General features: G+C 65.6%; 20 protein-coding genes and 1 riboswitch. Of the genes, 4 read left to right on the top strand and 16 right to left on the bottom strand.

Features of this window, described 5'->3' with window-relative positions; translation table 11 throughout:
• Nucleotides 1-228: 228 nt before the first annotated feature.
• Both ribB and BJD12_RS16720 read right to left on the bottom strand, forming a co-directional pair.
• On the bottom strand, nt 229-1,368 hold the full coding sequence (gene ribB / locus BJD12_RS16725) for a 3,4-dihydroxy-2-butanone-4-phosphate synthase (protein ID WP_005997268.1): 1,140 nt from the start codon (nt 1,366-1,368) through the stop codon (nt 229-231).
• Nucleotides 1,365-1,967, bottom strand: coding sequence for a riboflavin synthase (locus tag BJD12_RS16720; protein ID WP_005997270.1), 603 nt, complete (start codon nt 1,965-1,967; stop codon nt 1,365-1,367). Before BJD12_RS16720 ends, ribB begins: the two co-directional genes overlap by 4 nt.
• Before the next feature lie 167 nt (nt 1,968-2,134).
• Nucleotides 2,135-2,302: riboswitch (FMN riboswitch) on the bottom strand.
• A 221-nt stretch (nt 2,303-2,523) separates the two neighbouring features.
• On the opposite strand from BJD12_RS16720, the gene BJD12_RS16715 reads away from it, so the two are divergent.
• A complete protein-coding gene (locus tag BJD12_RS16715; protein ID WP_005997272.1) occupies nt 2,524-3,147 on the top strand; it encodes a hypothetical protein in 624 nt (207 codons plus the stop codon).
• Nucleotides 3,148-3,568: 421 nt separating this feature from the next.
• Here BJD12_RS16715 and BJD12_RS16710 read toward each other — a convergent pair whose 3' ends face one another.
• From BJD12_RS16710 to BJD12_RS16685, 6 genes are all read right to left on the bottom strand, one after another.
• Nucleotides 3,569-4,000 (bottom strand): hypothetical protein, encoded by a 432-nt coding sequence (locus BJD12_RS16710; RefSeq protein WP_005997273.1) that lies wholly within the window; start codon nt 3,998-4,000, stop codon nt 3,569-3,571.
• Between the two features lie 189 nt (nt 4,001-4,189).
• On the bottom strand, nt 4,190-5,284 hold the full coding sequence (gene ribD, locus BJD12_RS16705) for a bifunctional diaminohydroxyphosphoribosylaminopyrimidine deaminase/5-amino-6-(5-phosphoribosylamino)uracil reductase RibD (protein WP_005997274.1): 1,095 nt from the start codon (nt 5,282-5,284) through the stop codon (nt 4,190-4,192).
• Nucleotides 5,281-5,757 (bottom strand): GNAT family N-acetyltransferase, encoded by a 477-nt coding sequence (locus BJD12_RS16700; protein ID WP_005997275.1) that lies wholly within the window; start codon nt 5,755-5,757, stop codon nt 5,281-5,283. Before BJD12_RS16700 ends, ribD begins: the two co-directional genes overlap by 4 nt.
• Nucleotides 5,758-5,761: 4 nt before the next feature.
• Complete coding sequence (gene nrdR / locus BJD12_RS16695) at nt 5,762-6,286, bottom strand: transcriptional regulator NrdR (protein ID WP_005997276.1); 525 nt, start codon at nt 6,284-6,286, stop codon at nt 5,762-5,764.
• Nucleotides 6,287-6,387: 101 nt separating this feature from the next.
• A complete protein-coding gene (gene glyA / locus BJD12_RS16690) occupies nt 6,388-7,641 on the bottom strand; it encodes a serine hydroxymethyltransferase (RefSeq protein ID WP_005997277.1) in 1,254 nt (417 codons plus the stop codon).
• A 173-nt stretch (nt 7,642-7,814) separates the two neighbouring features.
• The gene (locus tag BJD12_RS16685; protein ID WP_042828663.1) at nt 7,815-8,333 is read right to left on the bottom strand and encodes an RcnB family protein; all 519 of its coding nucleotides are present in this window, start codon (nt 8,331-8,333) and stop codon (nt 7,815-7,817) included.
• A 226-nt stretch (nt 8,334-8,559) separates the two neighbouring features.
• Here BJD12_RS16685 and ettA point away from each other — a divergent pair, with 226 nt between their 5' ends.
• Entirely contained in the window at nt 8,560-10,221 is a 1,662-nt protein-coding gene (gene ettA / locus BJD12_RS16680) for an energy-dependent translational throttle protein EttA (protein ID WP_005997279.1), read from the top strand.
• A gap of 54 nt (nt 10,222-10,275) precedes the next feature.
• On the opposite strand, the gene def is transcribed toward ettA, so the two are convergent.
• Both def and arsC read right to left on the bottom strand, forming a co-directional pair.
• Nucleotides 10,276-10,791: a peptide deformylase gene (def, locus tag BJD12_RS16675; protein ID WP_042828662.1), complete on the bottom strand. Its 516-nt coding sequence runs from the start codon at nt 10,789-10,791 to the stop codon at nt 10,276-10,278.
• A 359-nt stretch (nt 10,792-11,150) separates the two neighbouring features.
• Nucleotides 11,151-11,573: an arsenate reductase (glutaredoxin) gene (arsC, locus tag BJD12_RS16670; RefSeq protein ID WP_005997281.1), complete on the bottom strand. Its 423-nt coding sequence runs from the start codon at nt 11,571-11,573 to the stop codon at nt 11,151-11,153.
• A 722-nt stretch (nt 11,574-12,295) separates the two neighbouring features.
• On the opposite strand from arsC, the gene BJD12_RS16665 reads away from it, so the two are divergent.
• A complete protein-coding gene (locus tag BJD12_RS16665; RefSeq protein ID WP_005997282.1) occupies nt 12,296-12,706 on the top strand; it encodes a post-PEP-CTERM-1 domain-containing protein in 411 nt (136 codons plus the stop codon).
• Nucleotides 12,699-14,357 (top strand): PA domain-containing protein, encoded by a 1,659-nt coding sequence (locus BJD12_RS16660; RefSeq protein ID WP_005997284.1) that lies wholly within the window; start codon nt 12,699-12,701, stop codon nt 14,355-14,357. Before BJD12_RS16665 ends, BJD12_RS16660 begins: the two co-directional genes overlap by 8 nt.
• Nucleotides 14,358-14,583: 226 nt before the next feature.
• On the opposite strand, the gene BJD12_RS16655 is transcribed toward BJD12_RS16660, so the two are convergent.
• From BJD12_RS16655 to bcsD, 6 genes are all read right to left on the bottom strand, one after another.
• A complete protein-coding gene (locus BJD12_RS16655; protein ID WP_058564088.1) occupies nt 14,584-19,113 on the bottom strand; it encodes a cellulose synthase subunit BcsC-related outer membrane protein in 4,530 nt (1,509 codons plus the stop codon).
• Nucleotides 19,095-20,273: a cellulose synthase complex periplasmic endoglucanase BcsZ gene (bcsZ, locus tag BJD12_RS16650; protein WP_005988769.1), complete on the bottom strand. Its 1,179-nt coding sequence runs from the start codon at nt 20,271-20,273 to the stop codon at nt 19,095-19,097. The genes BJD12_RS16655 and bcsZ overlap by 19 nt, the downstream gene beginning before the upstream one ends.
• Complete coding sequence (gene bcsB, locus BJD12_RS16645; protein WP_042827634.1) at nt 20,270-22,594, bottom strand: cellulose biosynthesis cyclic di-GMP-binding regulatory protein BcsB; 2,325 nt, start codon at nt 22,592-22,594, stop codon at nt 20,270-20,272. The genes bcsZ and bcsB overlap by 4 nt, the downstream gene beginning before the upstream one ends.
• A gap of 44 nt (nt 22,595-22,638) precedes the next feature.
• Nucleotides 22,639-24,783, bottom strand: coding sequence for a UDP-forming cellulose synthase catalytic subunit (bcsA, locus tag BJD12_RS16640; protein WP_005988772.1), 2,145 nt, complete (start codon nt 24,781-24,783; stop codon nt 22,639-22,641).
• Between the two features lie 85 nt (nt 24,784-24,868).
• Entirely contained in the window at nt 24,869-25,393 is a 525-nt protein-coding gene (locus tag BJD12_RS16635; protein ID WP_005988774.1) for a hypothetical protein, read from the bottom strand.
• A gap of 28 nt (nt 25,394-25,421) precedes the next feature.
• Nucleotides 25,422-25,877 carry a cellulose biosynthesis protein BcsD gene (gene bcsD, locus BJD12_RS16630; protein ID WP_039427005.1) on the bottom strand — a complete coding sequence of 152 codons (456 nt, stop codon included), beginning with the start codon at nt 25,875-25,877 and terminating at the stop codon, nt 25,422-25,424.
• Nucleotides 25,878-25,889 lie beyond the last annotated feature (12 nt).

Raw genomic sequence — 25,889 nt, 5'->3', positions numbered from 1 at the left:
CGAGGGGGCGGGAAGTTTAACAGCTGCCGGGCCCAGGCCCGGCCGACATCTACGGCGGTCGCCCGCCGAAGCAGGCACTGCCGGGCGTCCAGGTCGCCAGCGCACCAGCTGCAGCGCGTTGCGCAAGCGGCAGGCGGATGCCGATGGGCTACGGGCGACCTTGCCGCCACCCGCGCCTTCGACGCCCACACCCGCTGGCAACCACGCGCTACCGGGACTGGATTGCGCTTACGGCACCACTGCCGGCGGCACCGCATGCACCGCTTCGCCCGCGTGGCACTCCAGATACTCCACCACCTCCAGCCCGAAGCCGGCCAGGCCGACCTGGCGGCGCGGGGTGCCCAGCACGCGCAGCTTGCCCAGGCCGAGCTCGGCCAGGATCTGCGCGCCAGCGCCATTGCGACGCCACTGGCTGACGTCCTTGGCATTGGTGGCGGCCTCGAGCTGCTGGCGCAACCGCGCCAACAACGATTCGCTGTCGCGCGGGGCCGACAACACCACCATCACGCCCTGCCCTTCGGCGGCGATCGCACGCAAGGCATCGGTGGCAGCCACCCCGAAATCATCGCGCTGCCAATGCAGCAGATCGGCCAGCGGGTTTTCCACCTGCACGCGCACCAGCGTGGGCGTGTGCGGATCGGCAGCGCCGCGTACCAAGGCAAAATGCAGATCGTGGGCGATGCGGTCGCGGTAGGTCACCAGCTTGAACGGCCCGAACTCGGTGGTGATGTCGCGCTCGTCCACGCGTTCGACGGTGTGCTCGTTGGCCAACCGGTAGGCGATCAGGTCGGCGATCGAGCCCATCTTCAGCCCATGCTCGCGTGCGAACACCTCCAGCTGCGGGCGGCGCGCCATGCTGCCGTCCGGGTTGAGCACTTCCACCAGCACGCCGGCCGGTTCCAGCCCGGCCAGCATCGGCAGATCGCTGGCCGCTTCGGTGTGGCCGGCGCGGGTCAGCACGCCACCGGGCTGCGAAATCAGCGGGAAAATATGCCCTGGCTGACTCAGATCCTGCGGCTTGGCATCTGGCCGCACTGCGGTTCGCACCGTATGCGCGCGGTCGTAGGCCGAAATCCCGGTGGTGACGCCTTCGGCCGCTTCGATACTGACAGTGAAGTTGGTCTGAAACTGCGCGGTATTGTTGCGCACCATCGGCGCCAGACCGAGTTGCGCGCAGCGCTCGCGGGTCAGCGACAGGCACACCAGTCCGCGCGCATGGGTCACCATGAAATTGATGTCAGACGGCTTGACCAGCTCGGCGGCCATGATCAGATCGCCCTCGTTCTCGCGGTCTTCGTCATCGACGATCACCACCATGCGCCCGGCACGCAACTCTTCGATCAGCTCGGGAACCGGCGCAAAATTCATGCCGCACCCCGCGTGCCGAGCAGGCGCTCGACATAGCGCGCAACCAGGTCGATTTCCAGATTCACCGCCGCGCCCACCGCAGTGGCCGCAAACGCGGTGTTGGCCACCGTGTGCGGAATCAACGCCACTTCAAAGCCTGCCTCGTCCACATCGTTGACGGTGAGACTGACGCCGTCCACGCAGATCGATCCCTTCTTGGCCACGTAGCGCAACACAGCAGGCGGCGCCGCAAACCGCCACCGCTGCGCACGCGCATCGTCGTGCACCGACTGCACCTGGCCCAGGCCATCGACATGACCACTGACCAGATGCCCGCCGAGGCGATCGGTCGGGCGCATCGCACGCTCCAGATTGATCACCGCGCCTTCGGGCAATGCGCCCAATGTGGTCAACGACAGGGTTTCGGTGGACGCATCGGCCTGAAAACTGCTCGTGTCGAATGCGATCACGGTCAGGCAGACGCCGTTGACGGCAATGCTTTCGCCGAGCTGCACCGCCTCGAACGGCAGGTTGCCGACAGCAAAGGTAAACCGCACATCGCCGCCCTGCGGCTGGCGCGCCGCCAGCCGGCCGACGCCTTCAATGATTCCGGTGAACATCAGCGCGCCCCCGGTTGCAGCAGCGATCGAGGTGAGTTGGCGCTGTGGAAGGTCGCGATGCGACGCGACAGGTGATGCAAAGACATAGTCGTTTCTCGCAGAAGTTGAGCGAAAAACGCCGCAAGGCAAAGCAAACAGGCGCACGCACAGCCGCAAGGCTGCGCGTTGGCCGTCTTCTTTCATCCGGACTATACCGTCGGCTCCGGCATCGGACCGGATCTGCTGACCTTCGCCAGCGCCCGCGCAGGGCGGATCGGTGGCGAAGCGCTCGCGGGCTCGCACGCTTGCACGTGCCTACCGCCGGTGGGGAATCGCACCCCGCCCTGAAGACGTTCGTAAGTGCCGGCGAACCGGCCGGCGCAGTTTAACAGCGCGCATCGGCGCCATTGCTGACCACCAGCGAAGGCCGACAGGACGCTGTGTCATGTCAGGAATTTCCCCATAGCCAGCTTTGTGAAAATTCTGTTAGATTGCGCGCCGCGACGGGAGACGTCGCGCTCTTCTCCAGCCTGCAACAGGCCGGAAGACACGGACATCAACTCTAAAGAGAACACTCATGCGCACCACCCTGATTCTGGCTGCCCTGCTGGCCGCCACCCCGTTGGCCGCCGCTGCTGAAGGCTTGAGCTACAGCTATGTCGAAGGCGGCTGGAACCGCACCGAGATTACCGTGAACGACGATTCGGACGATCTCGACGGCGGCTACCTGCGCGGTTCGTGGCAGATTGCCGAGCCTGTCTACTTGCTCGCCGGCTACCAGCGCGCCACCAAGGATTTCAACCTCGGCTCCGGCTTCGTGCTCGAAGGCACCTTGCAGCAGGCCAGCGTCGGTATCGGCTATCGCCAGGAAATGACCGAGCGCGTGGAGTTCATCGCCGACATCAGCGTACTGCGCTCCAAGGTCGAATCCGACCTGCGTCTGCGTGGCCGTTCGATCGACGACTCCTCCGACACCAGCAGCCTGGGTTTCGGCAACCTCGGCCTGCGTGGCAAGCCCTCGCCGCGTACCGAAGCGTGGATCAAGGCCGGCTACATCGACGGCAGCGACGTGGACGAAGGCGAATTCGTCGGCACCCTGGGCGGCCAGGTCAACTTCACCCCGACCTGGGGCCTGGTGGCCGAAGCGCAATTCATCGACGACGCCAACCAGTATCGGGTCGGCATCCGCGCAAGCTTCTGATCAACGCGGATCAGCTGCAGAAAAGACTCCGCGTGCGGAGCCTTTTTTGTGTCCGTCCAGGCCTGGCGCGATTAGCGTGTTCCTCTAGGGCAAAGAATTTCGCCACGGTAGATCTCCATACCGATCAAATACTCCCGGTGTAATGGATTGACCGTGGTACACGCAAACCGACACATGACGTTTGCCCATGTATTGATCGGGAGGCCAAGCGCAGGCACAGCACGCCAATGGCAATGCACACACGCGAATAGAATGCTCCCAGCAATAGCCAAATTTCGGCTGCAAACACCACCAGCAGAATGAGCGGAGGAAGTTGTGTTCCTAGAGCCTGCAACATCGCATAGACGCTTGCTGCCACGTGCATCCGGAAACGTCCGGAAGCAGGAGCCTGCTTCCGATGAAAACGTCGGGCCGCATCCTGCTATTGATTGATCGTGGTTTCGATGGCATCGACGATCTCATTCACCGGGATTGTGAAAACGCCAGCGTTGCCTTCTTCAAAGGCAGTACGCCAGGTTGCGTAGCCCTCCAGATACTCCGGGTTCACCGCAGCATGGCCGACAAGAGTCGTCACAGAGCTTTCGAGTGCCGTTCTGGACACCGGAAAATGCGGCAATTGCGTAGAGATGGCATTGGGCGCATGTGCATTTTTTACACGGACGTCGCGAACGCTGATATGGAAGACTTCGCCAATGTTCGGTTCGATCTCGATCCTGTTGATCAGCAGCGTCGAACCAGACTCTTCAGCCCTGTTGCGGTACTCCCAGACTTGCCCTTCCGCAAACTGCTGGGCTTGTGCAGTGACCATGGCCATAGTTAAAAATCCGATGACATAAAGGCAGGTGAGTTTCATCTGACGAGGCCTGAGAGCAATTTTTTGTCGGCAGCGTCTAATCGTTGCCTGCATCGTTGGTCTCATCGCATCCGCTCTGCCCTGGCAGGCCACGCATTCGGTAACGCCATAATCAAGCTTCAACGCTTACAAAACACGTGATCTACAGCAACAGCATCCTGCAAGCTTCGCTTGCACCAGAGCCAGGGCTCATTCAACGACACCAGGCAGATAGCGCAGCCGCAGGTCCTGGCCGAGTTGGCGCACATCGGCCAGATGCAGCGTGCGCCGTTGCGCCATTGTATCGATGCCCAACCCGGCCAGCAGCGGTCTGGCGGCATCGCCCAGCACCACCGGCGCGAAGTAGACCAGTAGTTCGTCGACCAGGCCGGCTTGCAGCAGCGCGCCGCTCAGCGTTGCGCCGGCCTCTGCGTGCACTTCATTGATGCCGCGCTCAGACAGTAGCGCCAGTACCGACCCCAGATCGAAACGCCCTTCGTGCAATGGCATCCCGACGAACTCGGCATTCTGCAGCGATGGAACGGGCACTGCGTTGCCATGCAGATAGAGCGTCGGCGCATCGCCCTGGCGAATGTGCTCGCACTCCAAGGTGCGCAAGCGCGCGTCCAGCACGACCCGCAACGGCGGCACGAAGGGCGTGTCATCGCCCAACCGCACCGTCATCGCCGGATCGTCGGCCAGCACCGTGCCGGCACCGGTCAGGATGGCACCGGCACGCGCACGCCAGCGCTGCACATCCGCGCGCGCATCGGCGCCGGTGATCCACTTGGATTGCCCGCTGGCCAGCGCAGTACGTCCATCCAGGCTGGCGCCGAGCTTGACCCGCAGCCACGGACGGCCACGCTCCACCCGCGACAGAAATCCCTGATTGAGTTGGCGCGCCTGCGCCTGCAGCACGCCACTAACCACCTCGATCCCCGCCTCGCGCAGCAGTGCGAAACCACCGCCATTGACTTGCGGAAACGGGTCGGCCATCGCTGCGACAACACGCGCCACACCTGCCTCGATCAAAGCCAGTGCACACGGCGGCGTGCGTCCGTAATGCGCACACGGCTCCAGCGTGACATACGCCGTGGCGCCGCGCGCCAGGGCGCCGGCAGCGCGCAGCGCGAACACCTCGGCATGCGGGCCACCGGCCCGTTGATGGAAGCCTTCGCCCACGCACACGCCATCGCGCACGATCACGCAACCCACCATCGGATTAGGCCGCGTGGTGTAGGCCCCGCGCTCTGCCAGACGCAGCGCCTGCGCCATCCAGCGGTGGTCGTAGGCCGTCACATTCATTGCGTTGCTCCTTGGGGCGCGATGGCCATCACCACGATCTGCATCGGGCCAAGCAACAGCTCGGCGTGCGCGTGCCAGCCAAGCCGCTGATAGAACGGCACCAGCGCCGGTTGGCAATACAGATACAGCAGCGGCACCTTCAATTGCGCGGCGGCACGCACGCAATGCGCCACCAGTGCTTCGCCGATCCCCTGCCCACGCGCCTGCGGCTGCACATACAGCGATGCCAGCCAGGGCGACCATTGCCGGATGCGGCCATCGTCGTTCTCCAGCAGGCTCACCGAGCCGAGCCAGTGCGACTGATCGAGCGCGACCCAGGTAGTGGGAATTACGCCATCGCGGGTATGGCTGCGCAGTTCGCACAGCGCTTCATCGATGGTCCAGTCCGGCAACAGGCTGCCGAACGCCTGCAGATGCGCCTGCGCGATGGCAGGCAGATACTCTGGCGTGTCCGCCACGCAGGCGATGCGCATGCGCTTAGCGCTTGCCGGGTTTGCCGGCACGTTCCAGCGCCGCTTCCAGCAACGGCAGCTGCTCGCTACCCACCGGGAGCTCGCGCTCGAGCTTTTCGATTTCTTCGCGAAAATCGGCCACATCCTGAAAACTGCGATACACCGAAGCGAAGCGCACATAGCCCACATGATCGAGCTTGCGCAACTCGACCATCACGTATTCGCCCACCCGCAGCGAACCCACTTCGCGCTCGCCGGACATGCGCAGCTGGTGCACCACCGCCCGCACCGCTGCTTCGATCTGTTCTTCGGACACCGGACGTTTTTGCAGCGCGCGGTCGAAGCTGGTGCGCAACTTGCGCGCGTCGAACGCCTCGCGCCCACCATCGCTCTTGACCACCGTGGGCAGTTTCAGTTCGATGGTTTCAAGGGTGCTGAAACGCTCGCCGCACGCCTCGCACTCGCGACGCCGACGAATCGTCGTACCGTCTTCGGACACCCGCGAATCGATCACGCGGGTATCGTTGTGCTGGCAGAAGGGGCAGTGCATCAGGCGTCCGGGAATAGGGAGAGGGGAATGGGGAATCGGAACAGCAGAGCTATCGCAGCGTTGCTTCTACCATTCTCGTCTCCCTATTCCCCATTCCCGCATCAGCCATACACCGGATACTTCTTGCACTGCGCGGTCACTGCGTCGCGCACCTTGGCCAGCACCGCTTCGTCGGCCGGGGCGTCCAGCACGTCGGCGATCCAGTTGGCCAGATCGATGCTGTCCTGTTCCTTGTAACCGCGCGTGGTGATCGCCGGGGTACCCAGACGCAGGCCCGAGGTCACGAACGGCGAACGCGGGTCGTTGGGCACCGAGTTCTTGTTGACGGTGATGTGTGCCTTGCCCAGCGCCGCCTCTGCATCCTTGCCGGAGACGTCGCGGCCGATCATGTCCACCAGCATGAGGTGGTTCTCGGTGCCGCCGGACACGATCTTGTAGCCGCGCGCGATCAGCGTGTTGGCCATGGCCTGGGCGTTCTTGACCACCTGCTGCTGGTAGGTCTTGAATTCCGGCTCCAGCGCTTCCTTGAACGCCACCGCCTTGGCCGCGATCACGTGCATCAACGGGCCACCCTGGATGCCCGGGAACACGATCGACTGCAGCTTCTTCTGCAGCTCTTCGCTGGCGCCCTTGGCCACGATGATGCCGCCACGCGGACCGCGCAGGGTCTTGTGGGTGGTCGAGGTGACCACGTGCGCGTGCTCCAGCGGGCTCGGATAGACGCCGGCGGCCACCAGGCCTGCCACGTGCGCCATGTCCACGAACAGATACGCACCGACGCTGTCGGCGATGGCGCGGAAGCGCGCCCAGTCGATCTTCTGCGAGTACGCGGAGAAACCGGCCACCACCATCTTCGGCGTGTGCTCGGTGGCCAGGCGCTGGACCTCGTCGTAGTCGATCAAGCCCTGCTCGTTGACGCCGTACTGCACCGCGTTGAACAGCTTGCCGGAGACATTGACCTTGGCGCCATGGGTCAGGTGGCCGCCGTGGGCCAGGCTCATGCCCAGGATGGTGTCGCCGGGCTGCAGTAGCGCCAGATACACCGCCTGATTGGCCTGCGAGCCGCTGTGCGGCTGCACGTTTGCGTAGTCCGCGCCAAACACCTGCTTGATGCGGTCGATCGCCAGTTGCTCGGCAATATCGACGAACTCGCAACCGCCGTAGTAGCGCTTGCCCGGATAGCCTTCGGCGTACTTGTTGGTCAGCTGGCTGCCCTGGGCTTCCATCACCAGTGCGCTGCAGTAGTTTTCGCTGGCGATCAGTTCGACGTGATCCTCCTGGCGGCCGACTTCAGCGGCGATGGCCTTGGCCAGTTCGGGGTCGTAGGTTTCCAGTCGGGCGTCGCGCGAGAACATTCGAAACTCCGGAGCAGCTGCAGCCAGTAGGGCCGCCGATTGTAAGCCTCTGCCGCACGGGTGACCAATCGCGCCGCTGGTGCAGGCAAAGCTGCACAAACGACGAAGGCGCACCGAAGTGCGCCTTTGTGTGATGCCCGGCCCGATTGCCCGGCAAGCGGTCCGCTGCTTGGCTAGTTGTTGAGGACCAGGTCGGCGATCACGCCAGTAGCGATCGCGACCAGCAACAGATTGCCGGTGTTGTCGCGCTGCCAACGGTAGCCGTACGGCGGACGGCGCAGGTTGTAGCGGTCGTAGTCGTTGATCACGTAGACCGGGCCGTGATAGCGCTGACCACGGGCCCAGTAAGGGCGCGGCGGCGGACCGGCGCGGTAGTAGCTGGGGCGATCGTAGACATACACCCGGTTGCGGTCGTAGCGACGGTCCTGATAGCGGGCATCGCGGTACCCCTCGCGGTAGCCGCTGCTGTAATAGCGGCGGTCGTCGCGACGGTCGGCCCGGCGCTCGTCGTGCCACTCGCGACGATCGTTGCGCCAGTTGCCATGATCGCGACCGCGGTCGTGGCGATCGTCGCGGTCGTGGCCACGACGATCGTGGCCGCGGCCCCAGTCGTCGGCAAACGCTGCCGGGGCCACGGAGCCCAGCGCCAGGATGGAAGAAAGCACAACAGTGACGATGCGTTTGCGGTTCATGACCAGCTCCTGTTTGCGATGTCGCAATTTCATTAAGAGGCCGCTCGCCTTAACGCATTCTTGCTGGAATCGGTTACGAAAACACCTATTCAGGTAATAGGTGGGCTGCCGTTTAGCTACCGCCTGACTCGGCGCGGCCCCGGGCACTTGCCCGTATAATCAGCGCAATCCCTTTTCCGCTGCCTCCGGCCTCGGCCGGCGGGCTGCCTGCGTCCACGGAGCACCCATGTCGCAATATATCTACACCATGAACCGCGTCAGCAAGGTGGTCCCGCCCAAGCGGCAGATCATCAAGGACATCTCGCTGAGCTTCTTTCCGGGCGCCAAGATCGGCCTGCTGGGCCTGAACGGCGCCGGCAAGTCCACGGTACTGAAGATCATGGCCGGCGTGGACACCGACTTCGAGGGCGAAGCCCGCCCGCAAGCCGGCATCAAGGTCGGCTACCTGGCGCAGGAACCGCAGCTCAACCCCGAGCACACCGTGCGCGAGGCAGTCGAAGAAGGCGTGGGCGACGTGCTGCAGGCCCAGGCCGCGCTGGATGCGGTGTATCTGGCCTATGCCGAAGAAGGCGCCGATTTCGACGCGCTGGCCAAGGAACAGGAACGCCTGGAGGCGATCCTGGCCGCCGGCGATGCGCACACCCTGGAAAACCAGCTGGACGTGGCCGCCGATGCGCTGCGCCTGCCGCCGTGGGACGCCATCGTCGGCAAGCTGTCCGGTGGCGAAAAGCGCCGCGTGGCGCTGTGCCGCCTGCTGCTGCAGAAGCCGGACATGCTGCTGCTCGACGAACCGACCAACCACCTGGATGCCGAATCGGTGGAGTGGCTGGAACAATTCCTGGCGCGCTACACCGGCACCGTGGTGGCAGTGACGCATGATCGCTACTTCCTGGACAACGCCGCCGAGTGGATCCTGGAGCTGGACCGCGGCCGCGGCATCCCGTGGAAGGGCAACTACACCGACTGGCTGACCCAGAAGGACGAGCGCCTCAAGCAGGAAGACAACCAGGAAAAATCACGCCAGAAGGCGATCCAGAAGGAACTGGAATGGTCGCGCCAGAACGCCAAGGGCGGCCGCACCAAGGGCAAGGCGCGCCTGGCCCGCCTGGAAGAGCTGCAATCGGTGGATTACCAGCGCCGCAACGAAACCAATGAAATCTTCATCCCGCCGGGCGAGCGCCTGGGCAACTCGGTGATGGAGTTCAAGAACGTCTCCAAGAAATTCGGCGACCGCCTGCTGATCGACAACCTGTCGATGATCGTGCCGCCCGGCGCCATCGTCGGCATCATCGGCCCCAACGGTGCCGGTAAGTCGACCCTGTTCAAGATGATCACCGGCCAGGAAAAGCCCGATTCCGGCGAAATCGTGGTCGGCCCCACCGTGCAGCTGTCCTACGTGGACCAGAGCCGCGACGCACTGGAAGGCAACCACAACGTATTCCAGGAAATCGCCGGTGGTCTGGACATCCTCAACATCAACGGGGTGGAGATCCAGTCGCGCGCCTATATCGGCCGCTTCAACTTCAAGGGCCAGGACCAGCAGAAGATGGTCGGCTCGCTTTCCGGTGGTGAGCGCGGGCGTCTGCACATGGCCAAGACGCTACTGCAGGGCGGCAACGTGCTGCTGCTCGACGAACCGTCCAACGATCTGGACATCGAGACCCTGCGTGCGCTGGAAGATGCGTTGCTGGAATTCCCGGGCAACACCTTCGTGATTTCGCATGATCGCTGGTTCCTCGACCGTATCGCCACGCACATCCTCTCGTTCGAAGGCGAGTCGCACGTGGAGTTCTTCCAGGGCAACTACCGCGAGTACGAAGAAGACAAGCGTCGCCGCATGGGCGATGACGCAGGCCCCAAGCGTCTGCGCTTCAAGGCGCTCAAGTAAGCACATCAAGGGCGCCGCAAGGCGCCCTTGTCACATGCGGATGCAGCTGCACGATTACAGGTCGTAGGACAGCACGTCTTCGAAGCCGAAGGTGTCGAAATTTTCGATGCGCGAGGGATACAGGCGGCCCACCAGGTGGTCGTATTCGTGCTGCACCACGCGTGCATGGAAGCCTTCGGCCTCGCGTTCGATCGGGCTGCCGTCGGGGGCGAAGCCGCGATACCGGATGTGGCGGTAACGCGGGATCACCGCGCGCAAGCCGGGAATCGACAGACAGCCTTCCCAGCCGTTTTCCATCTCGTCCGACAATGGCTCGATCTGCGCGTTCGCCAAGGCGGTGCGTGGCACCGTGGGCGCATCCGGATAACGCTCGCTGACTTCGAAGCCGAACACCATCAATTGCAGGTCCACTGCGATCTGCGGAGCGGCCAGACCCACACCGCGCGCGTCGTCCATGGTCTCGAACATGTCGGCCACCAAGGCTTGCAATTCGGCACTGCCCAGGTTGGTCACCGGTGGCGCCACGCGTAGCAGGCGCTTGTCGCCCATGCGGATAATTTCGCGAATCATGTCGATGCTCCTCAAGAAACGATACGGCGATCTTAGAGCGGCCAACACACGCTAGCGAGCAGCTGCCAGACAGAGGTGGACGGCGTTCATCCGCGTGTACGAGTGCCACGCAGCGCTTCCTGGCAGTGGCCGCGCCTGCCTGGTGTGAACCAGGCGCTTGATGGGTCGCCTCGGGCCCCGCAGACTTCGGGCCCGGCAGGCGCAGTGTGGAGAGCGGTGCAACGCATGACTGCGGTCGCTGTGTCGCTCAGGTGCCGATCTGTCCTGCCTGGTAGTCGCGCAATCGGTTGTTGCCTACGCTCAGCGCGGCAGGCGCGGTGCGGGAGCGCGGCGGTGAATGCGGGCGATCGCTGCGGCGCTCAGCCGCCGATGCGCTGACCGGTCTCGTCAAGCACGCGCTCGCCGTCTTCCTTGAAGAACGCGCGGGTAGCCGGAGGCAACAGGTCGAGCACCTGCTCGGATGGGCGGCACAGACGCGTCCCCAGCGGCGTCCGCACAAACGGGCGATTGATCAGGATCGGGTGCACGAGCATCGCGCTCAGCAGTGCGGCGTCATCCAGCGCGGGATTGTCGAGCCCCAGTTCCAGATACGGCGTGCCCTTCTGGCGCATGGCATCGCGTACCGACAGGCCGGCATCGGCAATCAACGATTGCAGCGTTGCACGGCTTGGCGGGTGCTGCAGGTAGTCGACGATCTGCGGTTCGATGCCGACATGCCGGATCAGCGCCAGCGTGTTACGCGAGGTGCCGCAGGCAGGGTTGTGGTAGATGACGGTGTGCATGGGTGCCCTTGATGGGTTCGATGGACTGCGTGTGTCGCTGCAAACGCTGACCACGTAAGTGCGCTAGGTTGATCGCGCAGTGTACGAGCGCATGTACTGATTCCGCATATGCGCGAATCTGCGCTTCCTGGCGAATTCCTTGGTTACGTGCCCCCACCCGAATCGCTATGCGGAGCGTTGAGTTCCGACTGTTGCTCACTGCTTGCGACTCACTGCCTGTTTCTCGCAGTGCGCCAGCACAGCTGCCGACTGTTTCGTTAAGGGGAACTCCTGGCATGTCTCCTGCCTGGCACGCGCGCGCCCTCCTAGCCTATGTGTGTCCGTGCCGCAAACGGTGATCGACGATCGGGATGCGCGCCATCGGCCAAGCCACCTGGCGGTGAGAGCGGCGAGGCTTCATCCATCCCGCATCCGCCCACGTCGAGGTACCCCGCGGGCACGCCGGGCGCTGGGCTCGCCGCGACCCGCAGCCTCCGCCGCGTCAGATTTCCGACCAAAGCGTCCTAAGACAGCGGAAAAATTCCCAGAAATTATGCCGGCGCAACCACGAAGCTGACTTTTTCAGGCCGGTGTTTCGCATTGAAGCTTCCAACTGTCAAAAGATTGACATAAATCACGGATTCATGGTTCAGTCATGAACAGACTGAAATGGAAGATTCCCCCGAACCCCGGCGGTTTCGCACGGTGTTCTTTCTGCGGTTGGACCCAAGGAAATCCCAACGATGATGAGCTTTCGCAAGCCCGGATGGATGCTGTCCGGTGTGCTGTGTGTTGCCTGCCTGCCGGCTGCTGCGGGGGCGCAAGACGTCGCCGCCAGTTCCAAGGTTGGCATCGATCCCGTCACCGGCAAGCTGCGCCCACTGACCGACGCCGAGAGCGCGGCACTGGACCAGCAGGCCGGTGCGGCTGCCCGCAGCGCGGCGACCCGCACGACGGTGCCGCAAACCGAGGCGGCCGCTCGCGCCACCGAGCGTCGCCTGCCTAACGGCACCGTGGCGCGCAAATTGCCGGCCACGCAAATGAGCTCGCTGACCGCGACCCGCCAGGCCGACGGCCGCATCGTAATCGAGCACAGCGACGACGCCGACACCCAACCCGCCCACGCCGAGCACGGAGCGCTGCCGCATGAATAAGCCCTTGTTGCTGTTATCGCTTGCTGTGGGCGCGGCACTGGCGCCGCTCCATGCATCGGCTGCCAATGTCACGCTGATCAATGGCGATGCCGGCACCGTTGTCGGGTTGAATGACCCCACCGCTGCGGCACCGCTCGGCGGCAATCCCGGGCGTTCGGTGGGTGAGCAGCGTCGCATCGCCTACCAGTACGCCATGGACCTGTGGGGCGCGGTGCTGCAGAGCAACGTGGAAATCAAGGTCTACGCCTCGTTCGCACGGCTGACCTGTACCGCCACCGGCGGCACCCTGGGCCAGGCCGGCCCGAACTGGATCGTCAACAACTTCCCGGGCGCCAAGGCCAACACGCTGTATCCGTCTGCGTTGGGCGATGCGATCGCCGGGCAGGATCTGGTGCCCGATCCGGCCGACCCGGCCGATGTGTTTTCGCAATTCAACGGCGACCTGGGCAAGGATGACTGCCTGGCCGGCTCGGGCTGGTATCTGGGCCTGGACGGCAAGACCCCAGAGGGCCAGATCAACTTCCTCAACGTGGTGATGCACGAGATCGGCCACGGACTGGGCGCTGCCGGTTTCCTCAACAAGACCACCGGCGTGCTCGGCTCGGGCAGCGGCCTGACGGACGTCTACACCTCGCAGGCCTTCGATAACGTGCAGAACAAGCGCTTCGACGACCCGACCATGACCAATGCATTGCGTGCCGAAGCGATGCGCACGCCCGGCCGCACGGTGTGGGCCGGCACGCGCGTCAATCGCGAGGCGGCGTTGATCCTGGATCCGCGCACCCTGCTGCAGGTCACCGCGCCGGCCGCTGCCGCCGGCAAGTTCGAAGTGGGCTTTGCCAGCTTCGGGCCGCTGGCTACCGCCGGCAATTTCCCCGCCCGCGCGGTGGTGACGGTCAACGATGGCGTCGCCGCCGCATCGGCGACCGATGGCTGCGAGACACCGTTCGTCAACGCAGCCGAGGTGGCCGGCAAGGTGGCGCTGATCGACCGCGGCACCTGCGCCTTCGCGATCAAGGTCAAGAACGCCCAGCTCAATGGCGCGGTGGGCGTGATCGTGGCTAACAACGCCGCCGGCGTGCAGACCATGGGCAATGCGGCGCCGCCGATCACCGACATCACCATCCCGGCGATCATGGTGTCGCAGACCGATGGCGCACGACTCAAGGGCGCCGCAGCGGTCGTGGCGGGGCTGTACGAGGACCCAGACCTGTTGCAGGGCACAGATAGCGCAGGACGCACGCGGTTGTATGCGCCCAGCGTGGTCGCCGGTGGCTCGACGTTCTCGCATTTCGATACCGATCTACAGCCGAACGCATTGATGGAACCGTTCGATACGCCGGAAGTGCAGGCGCATCTGAACATCGACCTGACCCCGGCATTGTTTGCCGATATCGGTTGGACCTTGAACCGTGGCCTGACCCGGCTGGGCAACTGCAATACGCTGGTGCCGACGGTGGAGACCGGTGGCCTGATCGTCGGTGCCAACCTGACCGCGGAGAGCAGCCTGTGCAAGACGCAGAATGCCGGCAACCGCTTCGGTTATCTGAACTGCATGAACGATCACATTCGCGAACTGGAAGACCAGGGTGCGATCAGCCGTCTGCAGCAGGCCGCCACGTTTATCTGCGCGACCAAGGTGCGCCCGTAATCCAAGGCGTAGACGGTCGGATGTCATGCGAACGGCGCCGAGAGGCGCCGTTCGTCTATCCGCAATCAGCTGTATGCCGAATGCAGCGCGGCGTGTCGATGCGCTCCGCCATCGCCTATCGACGCGATGCACATCGATGCGCCGCGCCTGCGCAAGGGCGACACGCATCTACATAGATACCTCGCCCAGGCCGGTCGGATCGCCACCGGCTGCGCATTGCCATGCCTTAACGATCCGCGGCATACGGCGAGGTCAGCACCTGCGGGGCGCGGCCCAGTGCGGCGCCCAGGCGATCCATCACAAAACGCAGATAGAGATTGCTGCTGAACTGGTTGTAGTCACGTGCGTTATTGAAGGTCATGCGCCCGCCCAGGAACAACTGCGGGGCCACCTGCCATTCGGCGGCGCCACTGAGGTTGTACGACACGCCGGTGCGGCTTTCGCCCGCGTACACCGGGTCGGTGTAGCGATCGACCAGGCCGAGCAGCGCCGCCAGCGATGCGGCGTCGTAGGCGGCCTGTTGCAAGGTCGGGTCGGTGGGGAAATACGGTGTGGGGTCGGTCTTGAAATGCTGTACGCCCACGCTGGCATCGACCTTCCAGTTGACGCTCTGCCCGGCGCTGCGGCCGCTCCAATGCACCGGAAAGCCGAGGTCCACATACTCCTGCGGGCTGAAGTAACCGCCGTGCCCGTAGGTGAAGCCGCTGAGGTTCTTGTCGTACTGCATGGCGGTCAGATTGACGCCGGCGGTCAGCGACTGATGCTGCGTTTCCAACGCATGCACGTAGAAGCCCAGGTCGCCCTGGCGGTGATCGTTGTCGGCTACGTTGTTACCGGTCAAGCGATGCGCGGCGAGATTGGCATACCCACCAAGCAAGCCGTTGTCGGCGGTGGCCGAGAGCACGATGCCGTTGCTGGTGACGCCGCCCCATTCGCGGCCGCTGCGCGCATCCTGTGCGCCGGCGAACGACAGCACGCTGTCGGTGACCGCGCGCCGCGAGGCATCGGCCGACCAGCTCACCGTCTCGCCGATGTCGCCGCGATAGCCGACGCCGCCGACGATGTTCTGCTCCTGGAAGCCGATCGGCGTGCTGCCGACGTCGGCGTTGAAACCGCCGTTGCGATAGCGCACGCCGAGCCCCACACCGGTGTCGTCCTGGCTGAGCCGGCGTGCACCGTTGCCGGTGGCGGCCATGCTGTTGAGCGTGGCCGCCAGCGAGGTGGGCGTCTGCTGCGCGGCGGCCGAGCTGCTGGCCAATGCCTGCAACGCGGCACCGTCGCCGGCGGCAAGCTGTTCGCTGATGGCGGTATTGCTGAGGATGTCGCGCGCCAGCTGCGCGATCGGCGTGCTGGACGCATTGACGCTGAGCAGGTACGCCGGCAGCGGTTCGTTGGCCAGCGCGGCCAACGCCGCCGGTGTGCTGTTGTTGTTTTCAGTCAGCAGCTCGCCGAACAGCCCAGTATTCAACGCATAACGGCGCAGGCGTTCGCGCGTGGCGACGTTGTCGCCCTGGGTGGCGAGCAACTGATACACCGACGAGTTGGTCAGCGTGTCGATCGGGCTGCGGTCGGCGGCAAGCGCGTCGTTGACCGCGGTCTGGGGGCCGGCGCCGAAGTGACTGGCGGTGGCGTAATCGGTGGTCAGGGTGCCGGCATCCACCACGGTGGGCGTCAGCGTGACGCCGAGCTTGCCTTCGCCCACCGCGAATTCGGCCTGCACCGGCATTTCGATGTCGTCCAGCCGGCCCAGGCCGTCTTCGCCATCGCGTGCGCGATACAGCGCGCCACCGGCCAGGTTGTCGCTGTTTTCCGATTGCACTGCGCGCAGTTCGTCGAGCACGCTGTTGCCGCTGCTGGCCGGCGGCAGTGCCTGTGCCGCGACGCCGCGCGGGCGCAGGTCGTCGGCCGGTGCGAGCGTCGGCACGCTGCGGGTGGGCAGGCGCGAACGGCTGGCCGGCGCTGCCAGCACCGCCGGCGCCGCGCTGGCGCTCACCGGCGGCGGCAGGGGATCGGCGCTATTGCCGGCGTAGGCATACGCGTCGGCAGTGACAGGCGCGGGGACGGGCGCAGCGAAGCGGGCAGCGGCCGGTTGCGCGGGCAGCGGCGCCAGCGCGTTCTGCGCGTAGGCATTGCCTGCGTCCGTGCGCTCGGACAGCACCGCTGGAGAACGCGGCATGGCGCCGGTCATGCCGGAAAACGGATTGAGCGGGCGGCCGGCCGAGGCAACTGCCGCCGGGCCACGTGCACCCGGCAGGCCGTTGTCGAGCTGACCGGCCTGGCGCTGCTGCGCGGCCAGCGAGGCGCGGAAATACTGCTCGGCCTTGCGGTTCTTGCCGGCGCTGCGATACACGCGGCCGGCGGCGGCCAGCACCTCCGGCGATTCCGGCGCCTGCGCCACCGCGCGTTGCAGATAACTCTCGGCGTCGCGCAGATCCGATTGCGCGGCGGCGCTATTGGCTGCGGCGGTTAGCGTATCCAGATCGCTGGGGTGGCGCTGCAGAATCTGCTGATAGATCGCCAGCGCCTGGCGCTGATCGCCGGCAGCGGCATACAGCCTGGCCAGTGCGGCCTGCGCGTCGCGGTTGTCCGGTTGCTGGGCCAGGATCGGCGACAACGCGTCGTAGGCCCCCTCCAGATTGCCGAGCTCGCGTAATGCATCCACCTGGCGCAGCGTATAGGCGCTACGCAGGCTTTGATACCGGCGCAATTGTTCCGGCGTCATGGTGGTGGATTGCAGCTGGCGCAGCACCGCCGACAACTCCGCGTCCTGATGCGCGCGCAGCAGCACGCCGGCATATTGCAGGCGGTCTTCGGTGCGCGGGTTGGCGCCGGTGACCAGGCGCTGCGCCAGCACCAGCGCGCGCGGGGTGTTGCCGGCGTCGGCATGCGCACCGGCGAGCGCAGACAGCAGTTGTGGGTCGTCGAGCTGGTTGCCGAGCGCGGTTTCGGTACGTGCGAGCAACTGCTGCGCCTCGCTGACCCTGCCCTGCGCCACCAGCAGCCGCGCCTGACGCGCCTGTAATTCGATCCAGGCGGTGGTGCGCAGCTGGGTCATTTCCGGCGTGCGCGCGGCGGCCGGAATACGATCCAGGCTGTCGTAGGCGCCTTGCCAGTCGCCGCTTTCCTGCGCGAGCAAGGCGTTGGCGTGCAGTGCTTCGGGCTGGTCGCCATGCACGGCAAGCAGTCCATCCATGACGCTACGCGCTTGGTCGGGACGGCCGGCCTGTTGATACAGACGCGCCAGATCCAACCGGATCCAGGCATCGCCGGGGCGTTCGACCATGGCTGCTTCCAGCTCGGCCTGCGCGCTGACCGCATCGCCTGCCTCCAGCGATTGCCGCGCGCGGGCGCGCTGCACGTTGGAACGCAGCAAGGCTTCGCCGCCGGATTTGGCGCGTTCGGCGGCCGGCAGCCGATTGAACAACTCGCTGGCTTCGGACATGCGGCCCTGGCGGCTGTACAGCCCGACCAGGCCCTGCAGGGCGCCGGCGTTGTCGGCATCGCGCGACAGCGCCTTGCGATAACTGGCTTCGGCGGCGACCGGGTCGCTGGCGCTTTGCAGACCGCCCAGCGCGACATGGCCGGCCGGCTCGTTTGGCAGCAGCTGCACCGACTGCTCCACCAGCTGGCGTGCCTGCGCGATGTCTCCGCGCGTGCGCGCGGCGTCGGCCTGCTGCAGCTGTTGCCAGTAGCGCGCGCTGTCCAGCGCCCCTTTCCATTTGCCGCTGTTGGCCGCGGCCGGGCGCAGCAGTTCCTGCGCTTCGGCAAAGCGTTGCTGACGCAACCGCACCGAGCCCAGCCCACCCAAGGCTTCCGCGTCGCGCGCACGGGCACGCAGCACCTGCGTGAAACGTTGTTCGGCCACGCCAAGATTGCCGGCATTGAGCGCGCGGAAGCCTTCGCTCAGCGCGATGCCGTTGGGATCAGCGGGTGCCGCGGCAGCAGCCGTGCGCTGTTCGCGCAATTGACCGAGTTTGGCGGTCACTTCCGCGTCGGCGGGAGTGCCGGCCAAAAATGCCTGATACAGCGGTGCATCGGCGGTGCTGGCGTTGAGCCACAGCAGCGCCTGGCGCCAGCTGGTACGCGCCGGGCCGCCGACATCGGCGCGTTGCGCCAGCGTGCGCAATTGCGCAATGCCCTCGCGACGGGTGGGCTCGCGATAGCTCAACACCTGGGCCAGCGCCAGCTGCACGGATGGGTTGGCCGGTTCGCTGGCCTGCAGCGTGCGCAGACCCTCGCGCGCACGCTCCCAACCGGTTGGTGTTCCGGCCAGCGACTGGTAGTACTCCAGCGCCAGATTGGGCGGCGGCGCCTTGCCTGCGAAGACGGCCTCATAGCTGCGCGCCGCTTCCACATAGCGCCCTGCCGCAGCGGCGCGGCGCGCGTTGCGCAGGTTGGGATCTTCGCCGGCAGTGGCGCTGCCGCGCGCACCGATCGCCACGCGCAGGCGCTGCGCCTGCGGCGATTGCGGGTGCGCGCCCTCGAGTTGCTGCAGACGCTTGCGCGCTTCGGACTGGCGGCCCTGCGCCAGATCGATCTGCGCCAGGCCGAGCAAGGCATCGGGCTGATCGGGGTCGATGCCGAGCAGCTTTTTCCAGGTGTCGGCGGCCAGATCGTCGCGTCCCTGATCGTGCCAGTAGTTGCCCTGCCCGACCAGTTGCTGGGTCGCGCTGGTCTGCGCGTGCACCGGGGAGACGAGCAGGCACAGGTCGATCATGCCGGCGAGGTAGAGCGGTGTCAGGTTTTTGCGGAGCATGCAGGCGTTCTCCAGGCGGGCAGCAGGCGCCCGTCTGCGGCAAAGCGGTAGCGGTTCTCAAGCCAGCCCTGTCCGAACAGGACCAGCGTGCGTTCGAAATACGGCAGCGCGGCGGCGGCCGGTGTGGCGGCAAGCGGAATCCGCTGCGCCTGCGCCTTGAGTAGCGTTGGCTGCCGCAGCGCGCTCAGGTACGGCAGCAATGCGGCGGAAAACCCTACCGGCACGGCGCCGGTACCCACGCCACGCGCGGTGTCGATCTTTTCGGCAAACGCGGTGCCCGCAGCGAGCAAGTCGGCCGGGCCGGACAAATCCTGCAGCAACTTCGCACGCAGCGGTTCGCCGGCATCCAGCATGCCGGCCCACAGATACACGCGGATGGCATCGTAGCTGCCGACATTGCCGCGTTTGGGGTCGGCGCCGAAGGCCTTGCCGTCCCACACCGTCCAATCCGGCGCAAAGCCGACCGGCGCACTGTCGCGCAGCACGCGCGCAGCGTTGGCGGCAATCGCCGCCCACGGCCCCTTGGGGTCGGCGCTGGCGCAGCGGCGAAGTAGCTGGATGGGCAGATAACTGGGATTGAGCGTCCAGCGGCCGGTTTCGACAAAGCCGCTGCGACCGGGCAACAACATTGGCCCCAGGCCGGGCAGCGCGGCCACTTCCTGGGTGCGCATCAGTTGCAGGATCTGCTGGCCGGCCTTGAGGTAACCCGGGCGGCTCCATAGCCGGCCGGCTTCCAGCAAGGCATAGGCAATCCACAACTCGCCATCGCTGGCGGTATTGGCATCGAGCACGCGCCAGTCGCCACTGCCATCGCGGCCCCACAACCAGGCCGGCAGATTCAGATCGGGGCGACCGCCGCACAGGTTGTGCCGGGTCCAGCCCAGCACCTTGTCGAACAACACCTGGTCATTGGCCACCAGTGCGAAAAACAGCGCGTACGACTGGCCTTCGGAGGTGGAGCGTTGATCGGCGTTGAGGAAATCCACCACCCGGCCGTCGGGCTGGATGTGTTTGGACACGAATGCATTCCACAGCGGCCAGGCGCCGCACTGTGCGGGCGCTGCCGTTGCGCCGGCCGGCAACAGCGCGGCCGCCGACGCCAGGGCGCCGACGCGCAGCACGCCGCGGCGCGTCAAGCCATTGCCTGTGTGTGCGTTCATGCGCCGTGGCCGTCGTTGAGGCGCTCGGCAGTGTGCCGGCGCAGCAGTACGCGCGCGGCCAGGGCCAGCAGCAGTGCCAGCAGCACCACGGTCAGCGCCAGCCAGACCGGGTGATGCGAGAAGTACCAGCGCAGCCAGGTCGGCAGCGGCAAGTGGCCCACGTAATAAGTCTGGTTGCCGACCAGGCTGGTGACCTTTTTCTGCTGCAGCAGTACCACGCTGCCCTGGAAATCCTTGAGCAATGCCGGGTCGAACCAGGCATCGAACAAGCGGCTCATGTTGGCCGGATCTTCGGTCTGGAACGCGACCACGCTGCGGCCGGATTTCAACGGCGATTCGAAGCCCATCAGCAACACGTCGTCGGGCTGCGGCTGCAACGCGATCTCGGTGGTGGTCGGCAGGTCGGTACGGCGCGCGTCGAAAGACAGAAAACCGGGCAGTTTTTCGAACAGCCAATCGGTCAGGCCGATGCGCCGATTCTGCCCGTCCTGGCCCACCGGCAGCTGCGCGCGCCATTGCTTGAATAGCGGTTGCGACTCGGCGCTGCCCAGCAGCAACAGATCGCGATCGGCGTGCTGCTGCACAGCGCTGGCGGCGATGACCTGCGCATGCAGCGCGGGGTAGCCGGTGGATGCACCGAAGCGGCCGAGCAAGGTCAGCACATTACCCAGATCCTGGTCACCCGGATTATTGGGCAGCACGATCGCCGATTCGGACAGATCGGCCAGCCGCGTAAACGGGTAGCCGGCATTGGCGAACGCGGCCAGGTTCGGCATCGCCATGTAGTGATGGAAGCCGCTCAGGTCGATGGTGGAATCGGCATCGATGGCGCCGGATACATCCGGGAAGGTGTTCTTGCAGGCCTCGCCTTGCGGGCGATCGAAAAAGAAGTGAAAGCGCAGCTGGCTATTGGCCGAAAACGCACCGACCGGCAGTTTCAGATCCTGATGCACCGGCATGCTGCCGCGCGTGCCCAGGCTGTTCCACCAGCGCATCGGCGTGGACTCGGCGAACGGGCGGCCGGTCAACGGCAAGGTGGTCACGAACGACGTGTTGATGCTGACGTTGAGCGCGGACTTGTTGTCCTCTTCCGGCAACGTGTAACGGTATTTCAGCGCCACCGGAATGCCGTCGCGCTCCCACACGAACAGGTCCGGCGGCAGCTGCAGACCGACCCGGATCAGGTCCGGGTGATAGCCGCTGACGTTGAGCGCGCCGACCTGGGTGACCAGGTCGCCGAAGCGCACCGGGTGGTCGCTGGAAATCCATTTGGGCGCGTCGTATGGCTGCCGCGGCGTCGGCGCGGACATCTCGCCTATCCGTGCCACCGCGCCGGTCAGCGGCGCGCGCAACGCCAGTGCGGTGGCGGCGCGTTGCAGATCGTCAGTGTGGCGGCCGAGCACCAGCAGCAGCTTGCCGTTGGGGTCGGTCGGGTTGACCATCACCGCAACCGTCGGCCCACGGATATCGGCTACGCCACTATCGGCCGTGGCGAACTGCGCCGGCAAGGTGTCGGGCGTGGCGAACACCACTGCGTTACCGGTCGCCGGCAGGCTGCTGGTCGAGGCCGGGAACACCGCGCCGCGATAGCCGGCCAGGGTGCCGAACCACGACGCCACGGTGCCGGCCGCCTGCAGCGTCGCCATGTCCGGCTGCTGCGGGAAATAGAACGGCAGCTCCAGACGCCGGGTATCGCGCACATCGAAGAACGGCACCGGCAGCAGCGCCAGGTTGTTGGCCAGCGCCAGCGGGGTGGTGGTCAGCGACAGGCTGGTGGCCGCGTCCACATTCGCCCACAGGCTGCTGTGGTCGGGGTCTTCGCACTCGCGGGTGTAATGCCCGATGAGTTGCAGGTTGAGCTGGTTGTAGTCGGTGATCAGCCGCGGGTCGACCGGCAGATCGGCCGAGAGCAACTTGCCGGCGTTGGCCTTGTCGGTGGGCAAGGTGGCCACTGTGACGCCGTTGATGGTGACCTTGAGGTGCGACAGGTCTGGCAGCAGCGACGGCGAGTAGCTGTATTTCAGATTGAGCGTGGCGGCGGTGACGATTTCGTCGCTGCGCACGCTGAAGGGCACGCCGGCACTGCCCTGCACGCCGCGCAAGGTGATTTCGTAATCGATGCCCAGATCGCGCAGCGTGGCCGCACGCGTGCTGCCGGCGGGCAGCGGTGCGGGCATGGCAGGTGCCATTGCTGTTGCGGTGGCGCTTTGAGCATCGGCACCGGCCTGCGCGGCAGGCGCGGTCGGTGCGGACTGTTGCGCCTGCGCCAGACCGGCCAGAAGCGTGAGCGCGCAGGTCAACACGGCCGGGGACATTCGCATCAGTCGCTTCTTGACAGAGAAAAGGGAAACACCACGCATCGCGCTCACGACTCCAGATCCACCGCGCGCGCCGGGCGGAACCCCTGGCGCGTGCTTTCCACCATATGCCGGCCCAGGCGCCCGAATCCGCGCGCACTGGCCGCCAGTACCTGCCCCATCGAGCGCCAGAACGAATCGCGATCGTGCTGGCCCCACTGCGACAACCAGATGTCCGCACGCGCAAAGGTGGATGCCACCAGCCAGCGTTCCTGTTCCATCGACATCTGCGTGAACTGGATGCTGACCTGACCATCGCGGTCCTGCCGCACTACGGCCGGCAAGGTCTGCTCCACACCGCGATGACTGAGCCCGATCTGCACCGCAGAGCCGGGTTCGATCGGCTGCGGCTGCGCGAGCTTGATCGCCATGCCGCCGGTGGAAAAATTCACCGAGCGGCAGGCCAGCGCAGCGCCGTCGGGCAGATATAGATTGACCGGAACATCCAGCGGCACACGGTGCGCGCTGCGCACCTGGCGGGTTTCGCTGGCGGTGGCGATCGTGGCGCCCAGCAGCACCATGTTGTAGAGCGTCCAGGCCAGATTGAACCAGATCGTCTGCTGCTCACCGCTACCACCGACATAGACCAGCCGCAGCACGCCGGCCACCACGCCCGCCACGTTGAGCAACAGCAGGAACAGATACGGCTTGGCGATCTGCGCATCGAAATAACTGCGCGCCACCAGCCCGCCCTTGGGCGTGACGTTGAATTTGCCGAGCTTGGGATTGAGCAAGGCCACCAGCGTCGGGCGGAAGATGTACCAGGCCAGCGTGGTCTCGTAGACCTCGTTCCACAGCAGATGCCGGAACCGGCTTTGCACACGCAGATTGGTCAGATTGGCCTGCAGGATGTGCGGCAGCGCATAAGCCAGGATCATCAATGCCGACGCCTGGATCACATGGGCGCCAAAAAACAGATACGCCAGCGGCGCCGTGAGATAGATGATGCGCGGCAACCCGTAGAAAAAATGCAGCATCGCGTTGAGATAGCACAGCCGCTGCGACAGCTTGAGCCCGCGGCCGAGCAGTGGATTGTCGATGCGCGCGATCTGCGCCATGCCGCGCGCCCAGCGGATGCGCTGCGCCACGTGCCCGGACAGGCTCTCGGTGGCCAGGCCTGCCGCCTGCGGCACCGCCAGATACGCCGTGCGATAACCGCGTCGCTGCAATTTGAGCGCGGTGTGCGCGTCTTCGGTCACGGTTTCCACCGCCACACCGCCCACCTCTTCCAGCGCAGTGCGCTTGATCACCGCGCACGAACCGCAGAAGAACGTGGCATTCCATTGGTCGTTGCCATCCTGCAACAGGCCGTAGAACAGCTCGCCTTCGTTGGGCACCTTGCCATGCGTATCGAGGTTGCGCTCGAACGGATCCGGCGAAAAGAAGTAGTGCGGCATCTGCACCAACGCCAGCTTGGTGTCACGCAGAAACCAGCCCATCGCCACCTGCAGGAACGAGCGCGTCGGAATGTGGTCGCAATCGAAGATGGCCACGTATTCGCCGCTGCACTTCTTCAACGCCGCGTTGATGTTGCCGGCCTTGGCATGCGCATTGTTGGTGCGGGTGACGTAGTTGATGCCGACCTCGGCGCAAAACTCGCGGAACGCGTCGCGGCGGCCGTCATCGAGCAGGTGGATGGTGATCTTGCCGGCCGGCCAATCGATCACGCTGGCGGCCAGCACGGTGGTGCGCACCACCGACAGCGGCTCGTTGTAGGTGGGGATGAACACGTCCACGCTCGGCCACAGGCTCTGGTCGGCGGGCAACGGCACCGGTTTGCGGTTGAGCGGCCACAGCACCTGGAAATAGCCCAGCACCAGGATCACGAACGCATACAGCTCGGCGCCGAGCAGGCCCAGGCCAAGAATGAAATCCACCGCGCTGCCCACGCCCATGGTCTGGGTCATGCGCCACCAGATGTAGCGGCACGACACCGCCAGCGACATGCCCATCATCATCAGGATGACCACGCGCCCGCCACGGTTGCGCACCGCCAGCGCCACGGCGAACAGCACGCCGGAGAACACCAGCTGCTGGGTGACATCCATCGGCACGGCGACCACGAACACCAGCAGCAATGCGCCCAGCAACCACAGCGCCCAGGTTGCCAGCGTGGGCAACGGTGAGGCGGAACGAAGGCTGGCAGTGGTCATCGGGCAATCCTGGAAACGTGGCGGACATGCGGCAACCCGGGGGCAGACGCATGACGCGCTGGCCGGGCTTCACGACAGATAGGTCTCAACGCGAGCGCAGGCGCTGGAGCGGGCTTTGCGCAGCGCTGCGCGCGTCGGCCTGCAGCAAACGTTGGAACAACTGTTCCAACGGCGTCTGCACCGGTCGCTGCTGCGACGATTGTTCGCGTGCGCCCGGCTCGTCGCCCCGACGCAACTTGCGCAGCGGCGCCAGCGCATCGTCGAGCGATCCGTTGGCTGCCTGGTCGGCAGGCGCTGCTCGATGCATCGCCAGCGACGGCTGAGCAGCGGGTGGCTCACCCAGTGCGGACGCTGCCACTGAACCCGCTGTTGCCGAGGTTGCTGCCGATGCAGATGCCGGCACGTGAACCGGCGCGAGCGCAGCCTCCGGCGCAGGCGGCGCTGCTTGCGCCGTTGCCTGGGCTTCGGCATGCGTTAGGTCCGGCTTGCGCGGCGGCAGCTGGGTGTAGGCGAAATCGTGATACCCCTCGCTTGCCTGCGTGCCCAGACGCGCAAACAGGCTGGAGACATCGTCGTGTCCCGGCGCGTTCTTGGTGTTCTTCGGTGCCATCACACTCCCCTTGCCCACTCGCACATGCTCATGCCGTCCGCGCCAATACAAACAGGCGCAGATCGACGGTCTCGCCCGGCACGCTCTGCACCGCCAGGCCTGCCAGCATCCCCAATTGCTGGAACCATCCTTCGTAGACACCTTGCAGAAACCCGTCGCTCCATGCGGCCCCGTCCAACGCCACGCTCAACGGCGCACCTCCATGCCGGATCTGCACGCGGTCGGCGTGTTCGTCCATCGCGCATTGGCCCCAGTCGCAACTGTCCCAGATCGCATTGGCGGCTTGCTGCACCTCGTCCAGCGCAGCGCAGGGCGCCAGCCGGTGCTCGCGCGCAAAACGGCGGCCGATCCGTGCCATCAAGGTGGCCAGATCCTGCTCGGGCAGCTCGGCGCCGAACTCCTCGGCCATCGCCCGCACAAAGCCCAGCCACTGCCGGGAGCAGCTACGGGTGCGGTACAGCGACAAGGGCTCAAGTGCAGGCATTCAACGGGCTTC

The organism is Xanthomonas vesicatoria ATCC 35937 (assembly GCF_001908725.1).
GTDB classification, from domain to species: domain Bacteria; phylum Pseudomonadota; class Gammaproteobacteria; order Xanthomonadales; family Xanthomonadaceae; genus Xanthomonas; species Xanthomonas vesicatoria.
Note: the sequence above shows the minus strand (reverse complement) of the source record. Positions and strands in the feature narration are given on the sequence as shown.